12 protein-coding genes are annotated in these 15,064 nt (G+C 73.2%); 6 read left to right on the top strand and 6 right to left on the bottom strand.

Annotated features, from left to right (window positions below; all coding sequences use genetic code 11):
* Positions 1 to 3: 3 nt before the first annotated feature.
* From AB7F12_RS01320 to AB7F12_RS01310, 3 genes are all read right to left on the bottom strand, one after another.
* Positions 4 to 768 (bottom strand): ESX secretion-associated protein EspG, encoded by a 765-nt coding sequence (locus AB7F12_RS01320; protein ID WP_428516733.1) that lies wholly within the window; start codon positions 766 to 768, stop codon positions 4 to 6.
* Positions 765 to 2,072 (bottom strand): hypothetical protein, encoded by a 1,308-nt coding sequence (locus tag AB7F12_RS01315; protein ID WP_428498990.1) that lies wholly within the window; start codon positions 2,070 to 2,072, stop codon positions 765 to 767. The genes AB7F12_RS01320 and AB7F12_RS01315 overlap by 4 nt, the downstream gene beginning before the upstream one ends.
* A gap of 559 nt (positions 2,073 to 2,631) precedes the next feature.
* Positions 2,632 to 3,198, bottom strand: a complete 567-nt coding sequence (locus AB7F12_RS01310) for a DUF3558 family protein (RefSeq protein WP_428498989.1) — start codon at positions 3,196 to 3,198, stop codon at positions 2,632 to 2,634.
* A 225-nt stretch (positions 3,199 to 3,423) separates the two neighbouring features.
* Between AB7F12_RS01310 and dnaK the strand changes: the two genes are divergently transcribed.
* Genes dnaK through AB7F12_RS01290 form a run of 4 tightly spaced genes read left to right on the top strand, consistent with a single transcriptional unit; the run spans position 3,424 to position 7,634 of the window.
* On the top strand, positions 3,424 to 5,280 hold the full coding sequence (gene dnaK / locus AB7F12_RS01305) for a molecular chaperone DnaK (RefSeq protein WP_428498988.1): 1,857 nt from the start codon (positions 3,424 to 3,426) through the stop codon (positions 5,278 to 5,280).
* Positions 5,277 to 5,948: a nucleotide exchange factor GrpE gene (gene grpE / locus AB7F12_RS01300; RefSeq protein ID WP_428516731.1), complete on the top strand. Its 672-nt coding sequence runs from the start codon at positions 5,277 to 5,279 to the stop codon at positions 5,946 to 5,948. Before dnaK ends, grpE begins: the two co-directional genes overlap by 4 nt.
* A gap of 19 nt (positions 5,949 to 5,967) precedes the next feature.
* Positions 5,968 to 7,164, top strand: a complete 1,197-nt coding sequence (dnaJ, locus tag AB7F12_RS01295) for a molecular chaperone DnaJ (RefSeq protein ID WP_428498986.1) — start codon at positions 5,968 to 5,970, stop codon at positions 7,162 to 7,164.
* A gap of 5 nt (positions 7,165 to 7,169) precedes the next feature.
* The gene (locus tag AB7F12_RS01290) at positions 7,170 to 7,634 is read left to right on the top strand and encodes a heat shock protein transcriptional repressor HspR (RefSeq protein ID WP_428498985.1); all 465 of its coding nucleotides are present in this window, start codon (positions 7,170 to 7,172) and stop codon (positions 7,632 to 7,634) included.
* A 58-nt stretch (positions 7,635 to 7,692) separates the two neighbouring features.
* Here AB7F12_RS01290 and AB7F12_RS01285 read toward each other — a convergent pair whose 3' ends face one another.
* Positions 7,693 to 8,874 carry a globin domain-containing protein gene (locus AB7F12_RS01285; RefSeq protein WP_428498984.1) on the bottom strand — a complete coding sequence of 394 codons (1,182 nt, stop codon included), beginning with the start codon at positions 8,872 to 8,874 and terminating at the stop codon, positions 7,693 to 7,695.
* A gap of 222 nt (positions 8,875 to 9,096) precedes the next feature.
* Here AB7F12_RS01285 and AB7F12_RS01280 point away from each other — a divergent pair, with 222 nt between their 5' ends.
* Positions 9,097 to 9,939, top strand: a complete 843-nt coding sequence (locus AB7F12_RS01280; RefSeq protein WP_428498983.1) for a pyridoxamine 5'-phosphate oxidase family protein — start codon at positions 9,097 to 9,099, stop codon at positions 9,937 to 9,939.
* Positions 9,940 to 9,941: 2 nt separating this feature from the next.
* Here AB7F12_RS01280 and AB7F12_RS01275 read toward each other — a convergent pair whose 3' ends face one another.
* Together AB7F12_RS01275 and AB7F12_RS01270 are read right to left on the bottom strand one after the other, a co-directional pair.
* On the bottom strand, positions 9,942 to 10,991 hold the full coding sequence (locus AB7F12_RS01275) for a tetratricopeptide repeat protein (RefSeq protein ID WP_428498982.1): 1,050 nt from the start codon (positions 10,989 to 10,991) through the stop codon (positions 9,942 to 9,944).
* Positions 10,988 to 12,241 carry an ATP-binding protein gene (locus tag AB7F12_RS01270; protein WP_428498981.1) on the bottom strand — a complete coding sequence of 418 codons (1,254 nt, stop codon included), beginning with the start codon at positions 12,239 to 12,241 and terminating at the stop codon, positions 10,988 to 10,990. The genes AB7F12_RS01275 and AB7F12_RS01270 overlap by 4 nt, the downstream gene beginning before the upstream one ends.
* A gap of 143 nt (positions 12,242 to 12,384) precedes the next feature.
* Between AB7F12_RS01270 and clpB the strand changes: the two genes are divergently transcribed.
* Positions 12,385 to 15,000 (top strand): ATP-dependent chaperone ClpB, encoded by a 2,616-nt coding sequence (gene clpB, locus AB7F12_RS01265; RefSeq protein ID WP_428517835.1) that lies wholly within the window; start codon positions 12,385 to 12,387, stop codon positions 14,998 to 15,000.
* Positions 15,001 to 15,064: the final 64 nt, after the last annotated feature.

The raw sequence follows: 15,064 nt of genomic DNA, 5'->3' as shown, positions 1-15,064 counted from the left end.
CCCTCAGGCCGCCGCGATCAGCTCGTCGATCCGGCGGACCAGCCCCGCGGCATCCACCGGCGCCACGGTGAGCACGTCGCGCCCGTCCCCCGCCGGCCGGCGCACCCGGACCACGTGACCCGACGACGTCCGGTGCAGCCCGATCAGCCACGGCGCCCGCCGCCTGCCCGCACACACCCCGACCACGCCGTGCCGGTCGACGTCGCGGTGCATCGCCACGTAGGTCGCCGCGTCCATGGGGTCCACGCCGCGCCGGACCAGCTCGTCGACCAGCGAACCCGGGTCCCCGCCCGCCGCGCCGACCGCCGCCTCGACGTCTCCCGGGCGCACGTTCACGGTCCGCCCACGGGCGGCCGTGACCGGCCCGACCACCTCCAGGACCGCCCGCGCCAGCCGCGTCGGCGCCACCTCGGCCAGGGCGATCTCACCGTCGTGGCGCACCGCCAGCACCGCGCGGCCCCGGTACCGCGCCGCGACCGCGCTGACGACCGTCGCCCCGTGGACGCGCACGTCCACCGACAGCTCCCGACGGTCCAGCACCGCCAGCGCCGCCGCCAGCCGGGGCACCGGCCTGCGGTCGTCCACGAGCCCGCGCGCGGCGAGCGACGCCAACGCCGCGTCGACGATCCCGCGACGCTCCTCCCACGTCCGGCCGAGCCGCGGCGGGTCGAGCTCCCACGGCGTCTCGTCGAGGCCGGCGGCCTCCCAGGCCACCTCGAACTCCGTCAACGACAGCACGGTCGCCGCGTCCCAGCCGACCGCCGTCACTGCTCCTCCCCGCCGATCACCGGTGCGACGTGCGGGGTGTCGACCTCGAACGGTGCCGAGCTGGGCACCAGGTAGCGGGGCGCGTGCCGGCCGTTGCCGCCCCGGCCGGCCGCCGCGCCCGCCGCCGGCGGGTACATGCCGCCGGGGAGCCCGTTCCCACCCGGCCGGCCCGCCCCGGTCGTCGCACGGCCGGCGTCGCGGGCGCCCGCCGGGGTGCGCGACGTCGGCTCCGCGACGTGCTGCCCGCCGCCGGCGCGCAGCAGCTTGTCGGCGAACCCGCGCCCCGTCGACGTACCGCCCCGGGGCAGCGCCCGGGTGGCGAGGCCGGGCAGGGGCCGGATCGTGTCGCGACCGGGTTCGAGGCGCCGCGGCCGCGGCGGACCAGGGGGCGTGGGTGGCGTCGCGACGCCGTCGGTGCGCGGCCCGGGGACCCTGCCCGGAGGAGGCACCCCCGGGTCGGCGGCACGGACCGATGCGTCGGGCGGCGGGGGGATCGTTGCGGGGGGCCGCAGTTGCGTGTCGCCGACAGTGCGCGTCGGGGGCGCCCCGACGCCGCCGGGTGTTCCGGCGCCGCCGCCCCCGAACCCGCCGCCCCCCAACCCGTCGGCCCCGGGCCCACCGCCCCCGAACCCGCCGGTCCCGGCGCCGCCGCCCCCGGGCACACCGGTCCCGAGCCCGCCCCCGAGGCCGCCGCCCCCGAGCCCGCCGCCGCCGGGCGAGGGTGCCTCCGCCGGGGCCGTCGCCGCGACCGGGAACCGGGCAACGGCAGTCCTCGTGAGCACCTCGTGCGCCCGGAGGGCGACGTTGGCCCGGGCGTCGAGTGTCCGGGTCTGCTCGACCGCCTCGCGGTGGTCGGACTCGGCCGACATGACCCCCAACGGCGCACCGGCAGGGCCGAGCAGCGCGAAGGCCCCCGCCTTGAGGGACGACCCGAACCAGCTGGGCTGCGCGGCGCGCGCCTGTGCCTCGGCCGCGGCCACGTGGTGGCGCATGCCTTCGTAGGACGCGCCGTACCCGTCGACCGACGCCCCCGCCGACCGGCCGGCGTCGGAGTGCGCCTCCGCCCGGTCGGCCGCGACGGACACCGCGGTCCCGGCCCCCGCCCCGGCCCGGCCCTGCCACGCGATGCCCAGCGGCTCGAGCTGTCGACGCAGCTCCTGGTCGGAGTCGGCGAACTTCCCGCCGATGTTCGTCATCCCCTGGTGGAGGGTCGCGATCGCGGAGCTGCCGGGCCCGTCGTCGAGCCACCTGGACTTCTCGGCGAGGGAGTACCCCTCGTACCGGTACCTGTCGATCTCGGTCACGCGCGGATCGTGGCGTCCCGCTGCGCGGGTGTGGGCCGGTCGGGAAGATCTGTGTTCGGGTGCGAACGGTGTGTGGCCGCCGCACGCCCCGCCCGGCCCGCCCGGCCGAACGGCGCCCGACAACCGAACGTGTCAGGGGAGTCGAACGGGAGCGCTGGCGACCCGCTCGCCGGCCGGTGTCCCGTCGAGCGTGTCGCGAGCGCGACGCAAGCGCCCTCGTGACACGTTCGGCCTGCGGAGCGGGTGTCCGACGACCGGTGACAGCCGGCCCCGGGCGGGCCCTCGCGCCCGGACCCGTGCTCATACCTCCCGAGCGTGTGACGGGAGCGGTGTCGGCGCCCCGGTGACACGTTCGGAGCCGACCCCGCGTTCGACCGCGGTCCGGGGTCCGGGGTCCGGGGTCCGGGGTCCGCCGACGTTCCCACGCCCGCGTGTGACAGGAGTTCGACGCGCGCGCTGACGACACACTCGATGTCGGGCCTGCCCTCGGACGTGTCGGGAGAGCGCGTCGACCGCGCTGGTCACACGCTCGCGGGCGGCGGGGGCGGGGGCGCCGGAGTCAGCGTCGGCTGATGCGGGTGAGGGTGCGTAGCGCCGACTCGGTGAAGTCGCGGCCGGAGGCGCAGGCGTCGCCGCTCGGGTCGGCGTCGGCGAGGTGGGTGATCTGCAGGGTCTGCTTCTCGGCGACGTCGACGAGGAGGTTGCACGCGTGGTAGGTCGTCGACGGCAGTTCGACGGTGTAGAAGCCGAGGATGTCGGTGACGCGTGCGCCGGTGTCGGTGGAGCGGTCGCGGGCGGTGTCGGCGAGCCGGAACGTGATGCGGTCACTGTCGGCGGCGCGGCCCTTGCCCAGCCACTGGCAGGCGGGCAGGGAGGCGTCGGCCGTGAGCGGTTGGGCGTCGCCGAGGTTGCGGGCGGCGCGTTGCGCGGGGCTGACCAGGTCGCAGGGGTCGAGCGAGCCGAGGTCGACGCGTTGGCGGACCTGGTCGACGGTCTCGCGTCCACCTGCGAGGGCGGCGGCCTCGCCCGTGATGACGCTGGTGCAGCCGCTGAGCAGGACGGCGACGACGCCGAGGACGGCCGGGAGGACCCGCCGCGTCGGGGAGGTGCGGGGCCCGGCGGTCATACCGCCCACCCTAGGACGCACCGGATGTTCCCGCCGGACGGTCGGGAAGGGGTCGGAAAAGAAGTCGGGCGCCCCGGGAACATCGTGCGGGTGGTGCTCGTTGGGTCGAGTAAGCAAGTTGAGCGTGATGGACTCAAGCCGGACTTGACGGCGCCGAGCAGTCACGTGAAGACTTGAGTCGGACAAGCTCAAGCAGGGCTCACAGTTATCACGGAGGCAACAACCATGGCTCGTGCGGTCGGTATCGACCTCGGAACCACCAACTCCGTCGTCGCCGTCCTCGAGGGTGGCGAGCCGACGGTCATCGCGAACTCAGAGGGTTCGCGCACCACGCCCTCCGTCGTCGCGTTCGCGCGCAACGGCGAGGTGCTCGTCGGGCAGTCGGCGAAGAACCAGGCGGTCACCAACGTCGACCGCACGATCCGTTCGGTCAAGCGCCACGTCGGGTCGACCTGGTCCACCGAGGACATCGACGGCAAGAAGTACTCCGCCCAGGAGATCAGCGCCCGCGTGCTGCAGAAGCTCAAGCGCGACGCGGAGGCGTACCTGGGCGAGGAGATCGCCGACGCGGTGATCACCGTCCCCGCCTACTTCGAGGACGCGCAGCGCCAGGCCACCAAGGAGGCCGGCCAGATCGCGGGCCTCAACGTCCTGCGCATCGTCAACGAGCCCACCGCGGCCGCCCTGGCCTACGGCCTCGACAAGGGCGACAAGGAGCAGACCATCCTGGTCTTCGACCTCGGTGGTGGCACGTTCGACGTCTCGCTGCTGGAGATCGGTGAGGGTGTCGTCGAGGTCAAGGCGACCAACGGCGACAACCACCTCGGTGGCGACGACTGGGACGAGCGGGTCATCGCGTGGCTCGTCGACAAGTTCAAGAACTCGCAGGGCATCGACCTGACCAAGGACAAGATGGCGATGCAGCGGCTGCGTGAGGCCGCGGAGAAGGCGAAGATCGAGCTGTCGAGCTCGTCGAGCGCCACGATCAACCTGCCGTACATCACCGTCGACGCGGACAAGAACCCGCTGTTCCTCGACGAGACGCTGTCGCGCGCCGAGTTCCAGAAGATCACGTCGGACCTGCTCGACCGCACCCGCGCCCCGTTCAACCAGGTCGTGAAGGATGCCGGCATCTCCGTCGGCCAGATCGACCACGTCGTGCTCGTCGGTGGCTCCACCCGGATGCCCGCCGTCACCGAGCTCGTCAAGGAGCTGACCGGCGGCAAGGAGCCCAACAAGGGCGTCAACCCGGACGAGGTCGTCGCCGTGGGCGCCGCCCTGCAGGCCGGTGTGCTGCGCGGTGAGGTCAAGGACGTCCTGCTGCTCGACGTCACCCCGCTGTCCCTGGGTATCGAGACCAAGGGCGGCGTGATGACCAAGCTCATCGAGCGCAACACCACGATCCCCACCAAGCGGTCGGAGATCTTCACGACGGCCGACGACAACCAGCCGTCCGTGCAGATCCAGGTGTTCCAGGGTGAGCGCGAGATCGCGTCGTACAACAAGAAGCTCGGCATGTTCGAGCTGACGGGTCTGCCGCCCGCCCCCCGTGGCGTGCCGCAGATCGAGGTCTCCTTCGACATCGACGCCAACGGCATCGTGAACGTGTCGGCGAAGGACCTGGGCACCGGCAAGAGCCAGGCCATGACGATCACCGGCGGGTCCGCCCTGGGCAAGGACGAGATCGACCGGATGATGCGTGAGGCCGAGCAGCACGCCGAGGAGGACAAGAAGCGTCGTGAGGACGCCGAGGTCCGCAACCAGGCGGAGACGCTCGTCTACCAGACGGAGAAGTTCGTCAAGGAGAACGACGAGAAGCTCCCGTCGGAGGTCAAGGACGGCGTGAACGCCGCTCTGGGCGAGGCGCAGGAGGCCCTGAAGGGCACCGACACCGAGGCTCTCAAGGCCGCGGTGGAGAAGCTGGGGCAGGAGTCGCAGAAGATGGGCGCGGCCCTCTACCAGCAGCAGGGTGCCGACGGCGCCGCCGCGGGTGCCCCGGGTGCCGACTCGACGGCCGCCGGTGAGCAGGCCGACGACGTCGTGGACGCCGAGATCGTGGACGAGGACAAGGACAAGAAGTGAGCAACCCGAACGGACCCGATGCACGCAGGGGCCCGGACGGCGAGCACGAGGGTGAGCGGGTCGTGGTGCGCGATCGTCGGCGCATCGACCCGTTGACCGGTGAGGTCAGGACCCCGGCCGGCGACGAGCCGGCCGGGGCCCCGGCCCCCGGGGAGCCCGCTCCCGCGACGGACCCGCGGATCTCCGAGCTGGAGTCGGAGGTCGCCGAGCGCACGGCCGACCTGCAGCGTGTGAGTGCGGAGTACGCCAACTACCGGCGCCGCGTGGACCGCGACCGGCAGGCACAGCTGGCGGCGGCGCGGGCGCAGTTCGCGTCCGAGATGCTCACGGTGATCGACGACATCGAGCGTGCCGAGCAGCACGGCGACCTCAACGGCCCGTTCAAGTCGGTGGCCGACAAGCTCGTCGACACGCTGACGAGGCTGGGCCTGGAGCCTTTCGGCGTGGGCGGGGAGCCGTTCGAGCCGACGGTGCACGAGGCCGTGCAGCACGAGGAGTCCGACGCGGTCGGCGCGACCGTCACCGTGGTGTCCACGGTGCTGCGCCGCGGCTTCCGCATGGGCGACCGGGTGCTGCGGCCGGCCATGGTGACCGTCGTCGACCGCGCGGTGGCAGACGTCCCGGCGGCAGGCTCCGAGCAGCAGCAGAACTCCGAGCAGCAGAACTGATCAGCGGAAAGGAGGCGGAATGACCCAGCGGGACTGGATCGAGAAGGACTTCTACCGCGAGCTGGGCGTCGCCTCCGGCGCGTCCGCGGACGAGATCAAGAAGGCGTACCGCAAGCTCGCCCGTGAGCTGCACCCCGACGCCAACCCCGGCGACGCCAAGGCCGAGGCGCGGTTCAAGTCCGTGTCCGAGGCCTACGGCGTCCTGTCCGACGACAAGAAGCGCAAGGAGTACGACGAGACCCGCGCGCTCTTCGCCGGCGGCGGCGGTGGTTTCGGGGGCGGCGCGGGTGGTTTCCCCGGCGGCTTCGGCACCGGCGCGGGCGGGCAGTCCTTCGAGGACCTGTTCGCCCGGTCGGGTGCCGGCGGCGGGGGTGCCGGTGGCCTGGGCGACCTGTTCGGCGGGCTTTTCGGCGGAGGTGGCCGGGGCGGCGCGACGCGCGGTGCCCGGGCGGGTGCCCAGCGGGGTGCCGACGTCGAGACCGAGGTCCGTATCGCTTTCGACGACGCGGTCCGCGGTGCCGAGGTGGCGTTGCGGCTGAGTGCGCCGGGCCGGTGCGAGACGTGTGGCGGGTCGGGTGCCCGGCCGGGCACGACGCCGCACACCTGCCCGACGTGTGACGGGCTGGGCCTGGTCACCCGCAACCAGGGTGCCTTCGGTTTCTCCGAGCCCTGCACCGACTGCCGTGGGACGGGCCGGATCGTCGACGATCCGTGCCCGGAGTGCCACGGCAACGGCGTGAGCACCAGGACCCGGACGTTGACGGTCCGCATCCCTGCGGGCGTGGACGACGGGCAGAAGGTGCGGCTCGCGGGTCAGGGCGAGCCGGGTCGTGGTGGCGCGCCGGCGGGCGACCTGTTCGTCAAGGTGCACGTCACCGCGGACAAGGTGTTCGGCCGTTCGGCGAAGAACGCCGACGACCTCACCCTGAAGGTGCCCGTCACCTTCCCGGAGCTGACGCTCGGTGCGACGCTGACGGTGCCGACGCTCGACGGGACCGTGTCCTTGAAGATTCCGGCGGGCACCGCCAGCGGCCGGACCTTCCGGGTGCGCGGTCGCGGGGTGCGGCGCAAGAACGGCAAGACCGGTGACCTGCTGGTCACCGTCGAGGTGGCGGTCCCGTCGACGCTGGACGACGCGGCCACGGAAGCTCTGCAGGCCTACGCGGAGTCGACGAAGGACTTCGATCCGCGCGCGGGTCTGCTCGACGGGAGGTGACCCTGATGAGGTCGGCCGATGGCGACGAACCCGTCGTGGACGCGGTTCTGCCTCCGGGTGCGAGCTCGGACAGTCCGGTCTTCGTCATCTCCATCGCTGCCGAGCTCGCGGGGATGCATGCGCAGACCCTGCGCAGCTACGACCGGCTGGGGCTGGTGAGTCCCGGCCGGTCGTCCGGTGGTGGGCGCAGGTACTCGGCGCGAGACATCGCGCTGCTGCGCGAGGTGCAGCGGCTGTCCCAGGTCGACGGGGTCAACCTGGCCGGGGTGAAGCGGATCATCGAGCTGGAGCAGCTGGTCGACGGGCTGCGTGCCCGCATCGAGGAGCTCACGGCCGAGCTGTCGGCCGCGCACGCGGCGGCCGAGCAGGCCGCGGCGGTCGTGCACCAGTCCTACCGGCGTGACCTCGTGCCGGTCGACCGGCGCCAGGCGCTCGTCGTGTGGCGGCCCAAGCCGCGCAACGACGGCTGACATCCGCGCACGAACGCCGGGTCCGACCAGGTCGGACCCGGCGTCTTGCGTGTGCGGGTCAGTCCATGGTGAACGGGTCGTAGCGGATGCGGTCGAGCGGTGTGCCGGCGACCAGCATCCGCGACACCGTTGCGCGGATCATCGCGGGCGAGCCGCACACCAGCACGTCGTGGTCGGACCAGGATCCGTAGCGGGTGACGACGTCGGCCAGGGTGCCGCGCTCGGCACCGGCGGCGTCCTCGTCGCGCTCCAGGACGGGGACGACGTCGAGCCACGGGTGGGCGTAGGACATGCGGCGCAGCGCGTCGAAGTCGTAGAGGTCGTCCCAGGTGCGGCCGCCGACGAAGACCTGGGTGCGGGGCGCCTCGGGGCGTCGGGTGAGGTCGTCGAGGACGGCCTTCATCGGGGCCATCCCGGTGCCGCCCGCGACCATCAGCAGGTCGCGGCCGTCGTGTTGTGGCAGACCCATGCGGCCCATGGGTGGGCCGATCCGCCAGGTGTCGCCGACGCGGGCGTGGGCGACGATGGCGCGGCTGACCCAGCCGTTGGTGACGGCCCGGACGTGGAACTCGATGGTCCCGTCGGGGCGCGGCGCGTTGGCGGGCGAGAGGTAGCGCCACAGTCGCGGCCGCTGGGGTGTCTCGACGCTGACGTACTGCCCAGGCTGGTAGGGGATGGGTTCCTCGGTCTGCACCGTGATGACGGCGAGGTCCCATCCGATGCGGCGGTGGTCGACGAGGCGGCCGATCCAGGAGGCGCGACCGCGCTCTGCGGCGGCGGCTTCGCTCATGGCCTTGCCCGCGACGGCGTAGGCGTCGGTCCAGGCCTGCTCGACGTCGGGGGTCCAGCCGGTGCCGGCGAAGGTCGAGACGGCGGACATCAGCGCGTTGCCGACGGCGTCGTAGTGCTCGGTGAGGACGCCGAACTTGCGGTGGTCGCGGCCGAGCTGCTGGAGGAACGGGACGAGCTCGTCGAGCTGGTCGACCATTTGCACGACGTGGACCAGCGCGCGGAGCAGCCTGCTGCGCTGGACTTCCATGTTCACGGGGAACAGGTCGCGGGTCTCGGGCGCGTTGCGGAACAGCGTCGCGTAGAAGTGGCGGCCCAGGTCGTCGGCCTCGGCCTCGATGAGGCTCCAGCTGCGGCGGATGGTCTTCACCATGCCGGAGGCGTCGGGGAGGGGGGCGGGGTGCGCAGGAGCCGCGGGGAGGTCGGCACTGAGCAGCTGATCGGCGGTCATCGGGGGCCGACACTCTCCTCGGTCGTGCTGGGGCTGAACGTGTGGCGCCGCGCGGCGGCGAGCGGGTCTCCGACCCTAACCGCGAGCCGATCTTCGCAGCACATCTTCATCCGTTCGGGGACGGTGATCACACAGGGTGGCGCGAGCCCGCGCCGATAGGGCAGCGTAGCGCCCGACGGAGCAATGCGTGACCACCCGGGTACAAAGTGGCACGGTGTAGACGTGGCTCTCCGTGTTTCCAGTGGCGCCGGCCCCCGCCGGGCCGCCCTGCGCAGGTCGTCCGGCCCGTCCGTCGCGGTACCCGTCGAGGTACCCGACACCGCCCCGGTGGTGGCTCCCACCAGGCGGGGAGCCGACTCCCCCGAGCCTCCGCGGCCCGGCTCGTCCGGTGAGCACGTCCTCCAGGAGGCGCACGGCAGCCGCGAGCGAGCCGACCGGTTCTACGCCGACCAGATGCGCGACCGGCTGCTCCCCCGGATGATCGAGTTCGTCGGACGGATGGAGATGCTGTTCGTCTCGACGGCCGACGCGCACGGCGAATGCGACGCCTCGCTGCGGGCCGGACCGCCCGGATTCGTCGTCGTCCTGGACGAGTACACCCTCGCCTATCCCGAGTACCGCGGGAACGGGGTCCACGCCAGCCTCGGCAACATCAGCGAGAACGCCCACGTCGGCCTGCTGATGGTCGACTTCGTCGACGACCTCATCGGGCTGCACGTCAACGGGACGGCACGGATCGTCGAGGACGCCGACTTCCGCGACCGCCACGGCGACGTCGCCGTCGACCACGGCCGTGGCCGGCGCGCCGAGCGCTGGGTCGTCGTCGACGTCGACGAGGCCTACATCCACTGTCGCAAGCACATCCCGCGCATGGAACGGGTGTCGCAGCGCCGCGCCTGGGGCACCGACGACCCCGCCCGCAAGGGCGGCGACTACTTCCACGCGAAGGGCACCGAGCCGAGTGTGCCGCGGGAGCCGCACGCGGTGGCCCGGCCCGCCCGCCGCCGCTTCCCCAGCTCGACCCACCTCACCGGCGGCGCGTCACGCACCCTGCGCAGGCGCTGAGGTCAGCGCTCCGCCACCCGCTGCCGGCGCCTGCGCACCAGCCCGACGACGAGCGTCAGCAGCCCGAGCGCGACCAGTGCGAACCACACGAGGATCGCGAGCGCTCCGAGCCCGGTGGCGACGACCGCGACGAGCACGAGCACGCACACCGCCAGCACCGCGTAGACGAGGGTGAGGGGGCGGTCGGTGCGCAGCGTCGCGGCCAGGACCGGCCACGACCCGCGGGGCAGGTCGCGCAGCGACCACCACCCGAGCGCGACGGTGAGCAGCAGCACGACGCCACCGACGATCCTCGCGGCGAGCCGGTCGTCGGCGGTCACGAGCACGGCGATCGTCGCGACGACCAGCCACAGCCGCAGGCGTCCGGACAGCTGCCAGAGCACGGCGACGACCGTCGACCGGACCTGCGTCATGGCCGGGGCGAGGCGGCCGGCGTCGATGAGTCCCCGCAGTGCCCGGCCGGGCCTGCGGGCCCGGGCGTCGAGCACCGCGAGGTCGTGCCGGGCCGCGGCGTGCTCGGGGTCGAGGCGCAGCGTCTCCTCGTAGGCGCGCCGCGCCGTGGCGACGTCGCCGAGGTCACCGGCGACGTCGGCGAGCAGGAAGTGCGCCTCGGCCGACGAGGGCGCCAGCGTGACGACGTGACCCGCGGCCTGCGCGGCGTCGCGCAACCGGCCCGCGCGCTGCAGCACCCGGGTGTAGGCGACCCCGGCGACGGGCTCCTGCGGCGCGATCGACACCGCCGTCCACGCCGCCGCGAGCGCCTCGGCGTGCCGGCCGAGCATCGACAGCAGCAGCCCGCGCAGCCGGTGCCCGCGCTCGTCCGCCGGGTCGGCGGCGACCGCGGCGTCGGCGGCGGGCAGCGCGTCGGTGTACCGCTGCTGTGCCAGCAGCACGGCCGCGAGCTCGCACAGCAGGCCGGCGTCCCCCGGCCACGACGAGAGCGCCTCGCGGGCGGCCCGTTCGGCGTCGTCGAGGCGGCGGACCTGGCGCAGGTGCGCGATCCGGGCCCGCGCGCCGGCGAGGCCGTCGGTGTCGGGCCGGGGCGCGCTCACAGGTTCCGGTGGCGTTTGAGGTAGGCGGCGAGGTCGTCGTAGCTGCCGTCGGTGTTGCCGAAGAGGGCGACGTTGCGGGCGGCGGCGAACCATGGCCCGGTGCTGGGTGTGACCTCGCGGGCGGCGGCGAGCAGGTCGCGTGTGGTCAGCGCCTGGACGGTGCCCGAGCGCATCGACGCGGCCAGCGCCCGCTCGGCGGCGGTGTCGCAGACGTGGGCGATGTCGGCACCGGAGTAGTGCTCGGTCGCCTTCACGACCTTCGCGACGTCGAGCTCGGCGACGGGGCGTTCGCGCAGGTGGTGACGCAGGATCGACGCCCGGGCCCGGGCGTCGGGCGGCAGGACGAGCAGCATCCGGTCGAAGCGGCCGGGGCGGCGCAGCGCGCTGTCGAGGTCCCACGGGTGGTTGGTGGCGCCGAGGACGAACACGCCGTCGTTGGCGCCGGTCGCGGAGTCCAGCTCCGACAGCAGCTGGTTGACGGTGTTGCGCAGGCTGCCCGAGTGGGTGAGGTGCGACCGCTTCTGGCCGAGGGCGTCGACCTCGTCGAGGAACAGGACGCAGGGCGCGTTGCGCCGGGCGGTCCGGAAGATCTCGGCGAGGTTGCGCTCGCTGCGTCCCACCCACATGTCGAGGACGTCGGCGATCCCGATCTCGACGAACTTCGCCCCCAGCTCGCCGGCGACGGCGCGGGCGATGAACGTCTTGCCGCAGCCGGGCGGGCCGTAGAGCAGCAGGCCACCGCGGGCGGTCGCGCCGAACCGCCTGGCCATGTCGGGGTTGCGGACGGGGCCCAGGAACGCCAGCTCCAGGCGCTGCTTGACCTCGTCCATCCCGCCGACGTCGGACAGTCGGACGGTGGGTCGCTCGGGTGCGCGGAAGTCCTCGGTGGGTGGTGACCCCATGTCGTCGGAGGGTGCCGGTTCGGCGAAGCGGATGTCGGCGACCTGCTGTTCGGCCTTGTCCCAGTCGAACCCCGGCGCGGGCAGCGGTCCGGTGGGCGGCTCGTGGGCGGGCTCCGGCGGGGATGCGGCGGGGGCGCCTCCGGTCAGCGCGCCCGTGATCCGTTGCAGCAGCGCCAGCGCGGCGGGGTTGCCCGGGTCGACGGCGAGCACGTGGCTGCAGTGGGCCAGTGCGTCGGCGGGGCGATGGGCCGTGGTCAGCAGCTCCGCGACGTGCAGCCGCAGCGGCACGTCGTCGGGTGCGGCGGCCACGGCGGCCAGCAGGCTCGTGAGCAGCGGGTCGTCGGTCATCGTGGTCCAGTATCTCAACCACGAAAATCGGCGCAGTTGAGCGGAACAGACTCAAGTTTCCTGACGTTGGCTCTGATGACAGGGCACACTGGCCGAGGGCCGTGCTGCCCACCAGCGCCACGGAAGGACCAGGAGGAACGCGGGTGGACGCCTTCAACCCGACCACCAAGACCCAGCAGGCGATCTCTGCCGCCGCCCAGGCGGCCACCCTCGCAGGCAACCCGGACGTCGGTCCCAGTCACCTGCTCGGCGCCTTGTTGGCCCAGGGTGACGGGATCGCCGCTCCCCTGCTCGAGGCTGTCGGTACCGACACCGCCGCCGTGCGGGGCGAGCTCGCCCAGCTCGACCGGCGCCTGCCGTCGGCGGCCGGCTCGACCGTCAGCGCGCCGCAGCTCTCGCGCGACGCGCTCGCGGCCATCACCGCCGCCCAGCAGCTCGCCACCGAGATGGGCGACGAGTACGTCTCCACCGAGCACCTGCTCGTCGGGCTGGCCTCCGCCGGGGGCCCCGTCGCGCAGCTGCTGCAGCGCCACGGCGCCACGCCCGACGCGCTGCGCGAGGCCTTCACGAAGGTCCGCGGCTCCGCGCGGGTCACCAGTCCCGACCCCGAGGGCAGCTACCAGGCCCTGGAGAAGTACGGCCAGGACCTCACGGCCCGGGCCCGCGAGGGTGACCTCGACCCCGTCATCGGGCGCGACACCGAGATCCGGCGCGTCGTGCAGGTGCTGTCGCGGCGCACCAAGAACAACCCCGTGCTGATCGGTGAGCCCGGCGTCGGCAAGACCGCGATCGTCGAGGGCCTCGCCCAGCGCATCGTCGCCGGCGACGTACCGGAGTCGTTGCGCGGCAAGCGCGTCATCGCCCTCGACCTCGGGTCGATGGTGGCCGGGGCCAAGTACCGCGGCGAGTTCGAGGAGCGGCTCAAGGCCGTCCTGAAGGAGATCACCGACTCCGCCGGTGAGGTCATCACCTTCATCGACGAGCTGCACACCATTGTCGGCGCGGGTGCGACCGGCGAGGGCGCGATGGACGCGGGCAACATGATCAAGCCGATGCTCGCCCGCGGCGAGCTGCGGATGGTCGGCGCCACCACGCTCGACGAGTACCGCCAGCACATCGAGAAGGACCCCGCGCTGGAGCGCCGCTTCCAGCAGGTGCTGGTCGGCGAGCCGTCGGTGGAGGACACCGTCGGCATCCTGCGCGGGCTCAAGGAGCGCTACGAGGTGCACCACGGCGTCCGCATCACCGACGCCGCGCTCGTCGCCGCCGCCACGCTCTCCGACCGCTACATCACCGCGCGCTTCCTGCCCGACAAGGCCATCGACCTCGTCGACGAGGCCGCGTCCAGGCTCCGAATGGAGATCGACTCCCGGCCCGTCGAGATCGACACCGTCGAACGCGCCGTGCGCCGGCTGGAGATCGAGGAGATGGCGCTGGAGAAGGAGTCCGACGACGCCTCCAAGGAGCGGCTGGCAGCCCTGCGCGAGGAGCTGGCCGAGAAGCGCGAGACGCTCAACGCGCTGACCGCCCGCTGGCAGAACGAGAAGGGCGCCATCGAGGCCACCCGCGAGCTCGCCGCACAGCTGGAGCAGCTCCGTGGCGAGTACGAGCGGGCCGACCGCGACGGCGACCTGGGCCGGGCCTCCGAGCTGCTCTACGGCCGCATCCCGCAGCTGGAGAAGGAGCTCGCCGCGAAGACCGAGGTCGTGCAGGAGCACGAGGACGTCATGCTCAAGGAGGAGGTCGGCCCCGACGACGTCGCCGAGGTCGTCAGCGCGTGGACCGGCATCCCCGCCGGGCGCATGCTCGAGGGCGAGACCGCCAAGCTCCTGCGCATGGAGGACGAGCTGGGCCGACGTGTGGTCGGCCAGGCCGAGGCCGTCCGTGCGGTGTCCGACGCCGTCCGCCGGGCCCGCGCCGGGATCTCCGACGAGAACCGGCCCACCGGGTCGTTCCTGTTCCTCGGCCCGACCGGCGTCGGCAAGACCGAGCTGGCGAAGGCGCTGGCCGAGTTCCTGTTCGACGACGAGCGCGCCATGGTGCGCATCGACATGAGCGAGTACTCCGAGAAGCACTCGGTGGCCCGCCTCGTCGGCGCCCCGCCCGGCTACGTCGGCTACGACCAGGGCGGCCAGCTCACCGAGTCCGTGCGCCGCCGCCCCTACACGGTGGTGCTGTTCGACGAGGTCGAGAAGGCGCACCCGGACGTCTTCGACACGCTGCTGCAGGTGCTCGACGACGGCCGGCTCACCGACGGCCAGGGCCGCACGGTCGACTTCCGCAACACCATCCTGGTGCTGACGTCGAACCTCGGCTCGCAGGCCATCGCCGACCCGGCGCTCGACGACGCGCAGCGCAGGGACGCGGTCATGTCGGTGGTGCAGCGGCACTTCAAGCCGGAGTTCCTCAACCGGCTCGACGACGTCGTGGTCTTCCACGCGCTGTCGACCGAGGAGCTCACCCACATCGTCGACATCCAGCTCGGCGTGCTGGGCGGGCGGCTGGCGCGGCGGCGGCTCACGCTCGACGTGACCGACGCGGCGCGCGAGTGGCTGGCCATGAACGGGTTCGACCCGGTCTACGGGGCGCGGCCGCTGCGGCGGCTGGTGCAGTCGTCGATCGGCGACCAGCTGGCCAAGGAGCTGCTCTCGGGAGCCGTCCGTGAGGGCGACACGGTGCGGGTCAACCTCGACCCGGCGGCCTCCGGCGGCACGGGTGGTCTGATCGTCGGCCGGGCGTCGGCGCCGCTGCCCGTGTGAGCCGGTGAGTGGCGATGGTCGCTGCAGCGACCATCGCCACTCACGAGGGTTCGCGCCCGGAACC

It is taken from the genome of Pseudonocardia sp., assembly GCF_050250275.1.
GTDB lineage: Bacteria > Actinomycetota > Actinomycetes > Mycobacteriales > Pseudonocardiaceae > Pseudonocardia.
Note: the sequence above shows the minus strand (reverse complement) of the source record. Positions and strands in the feature narration are given on the sequence as shown.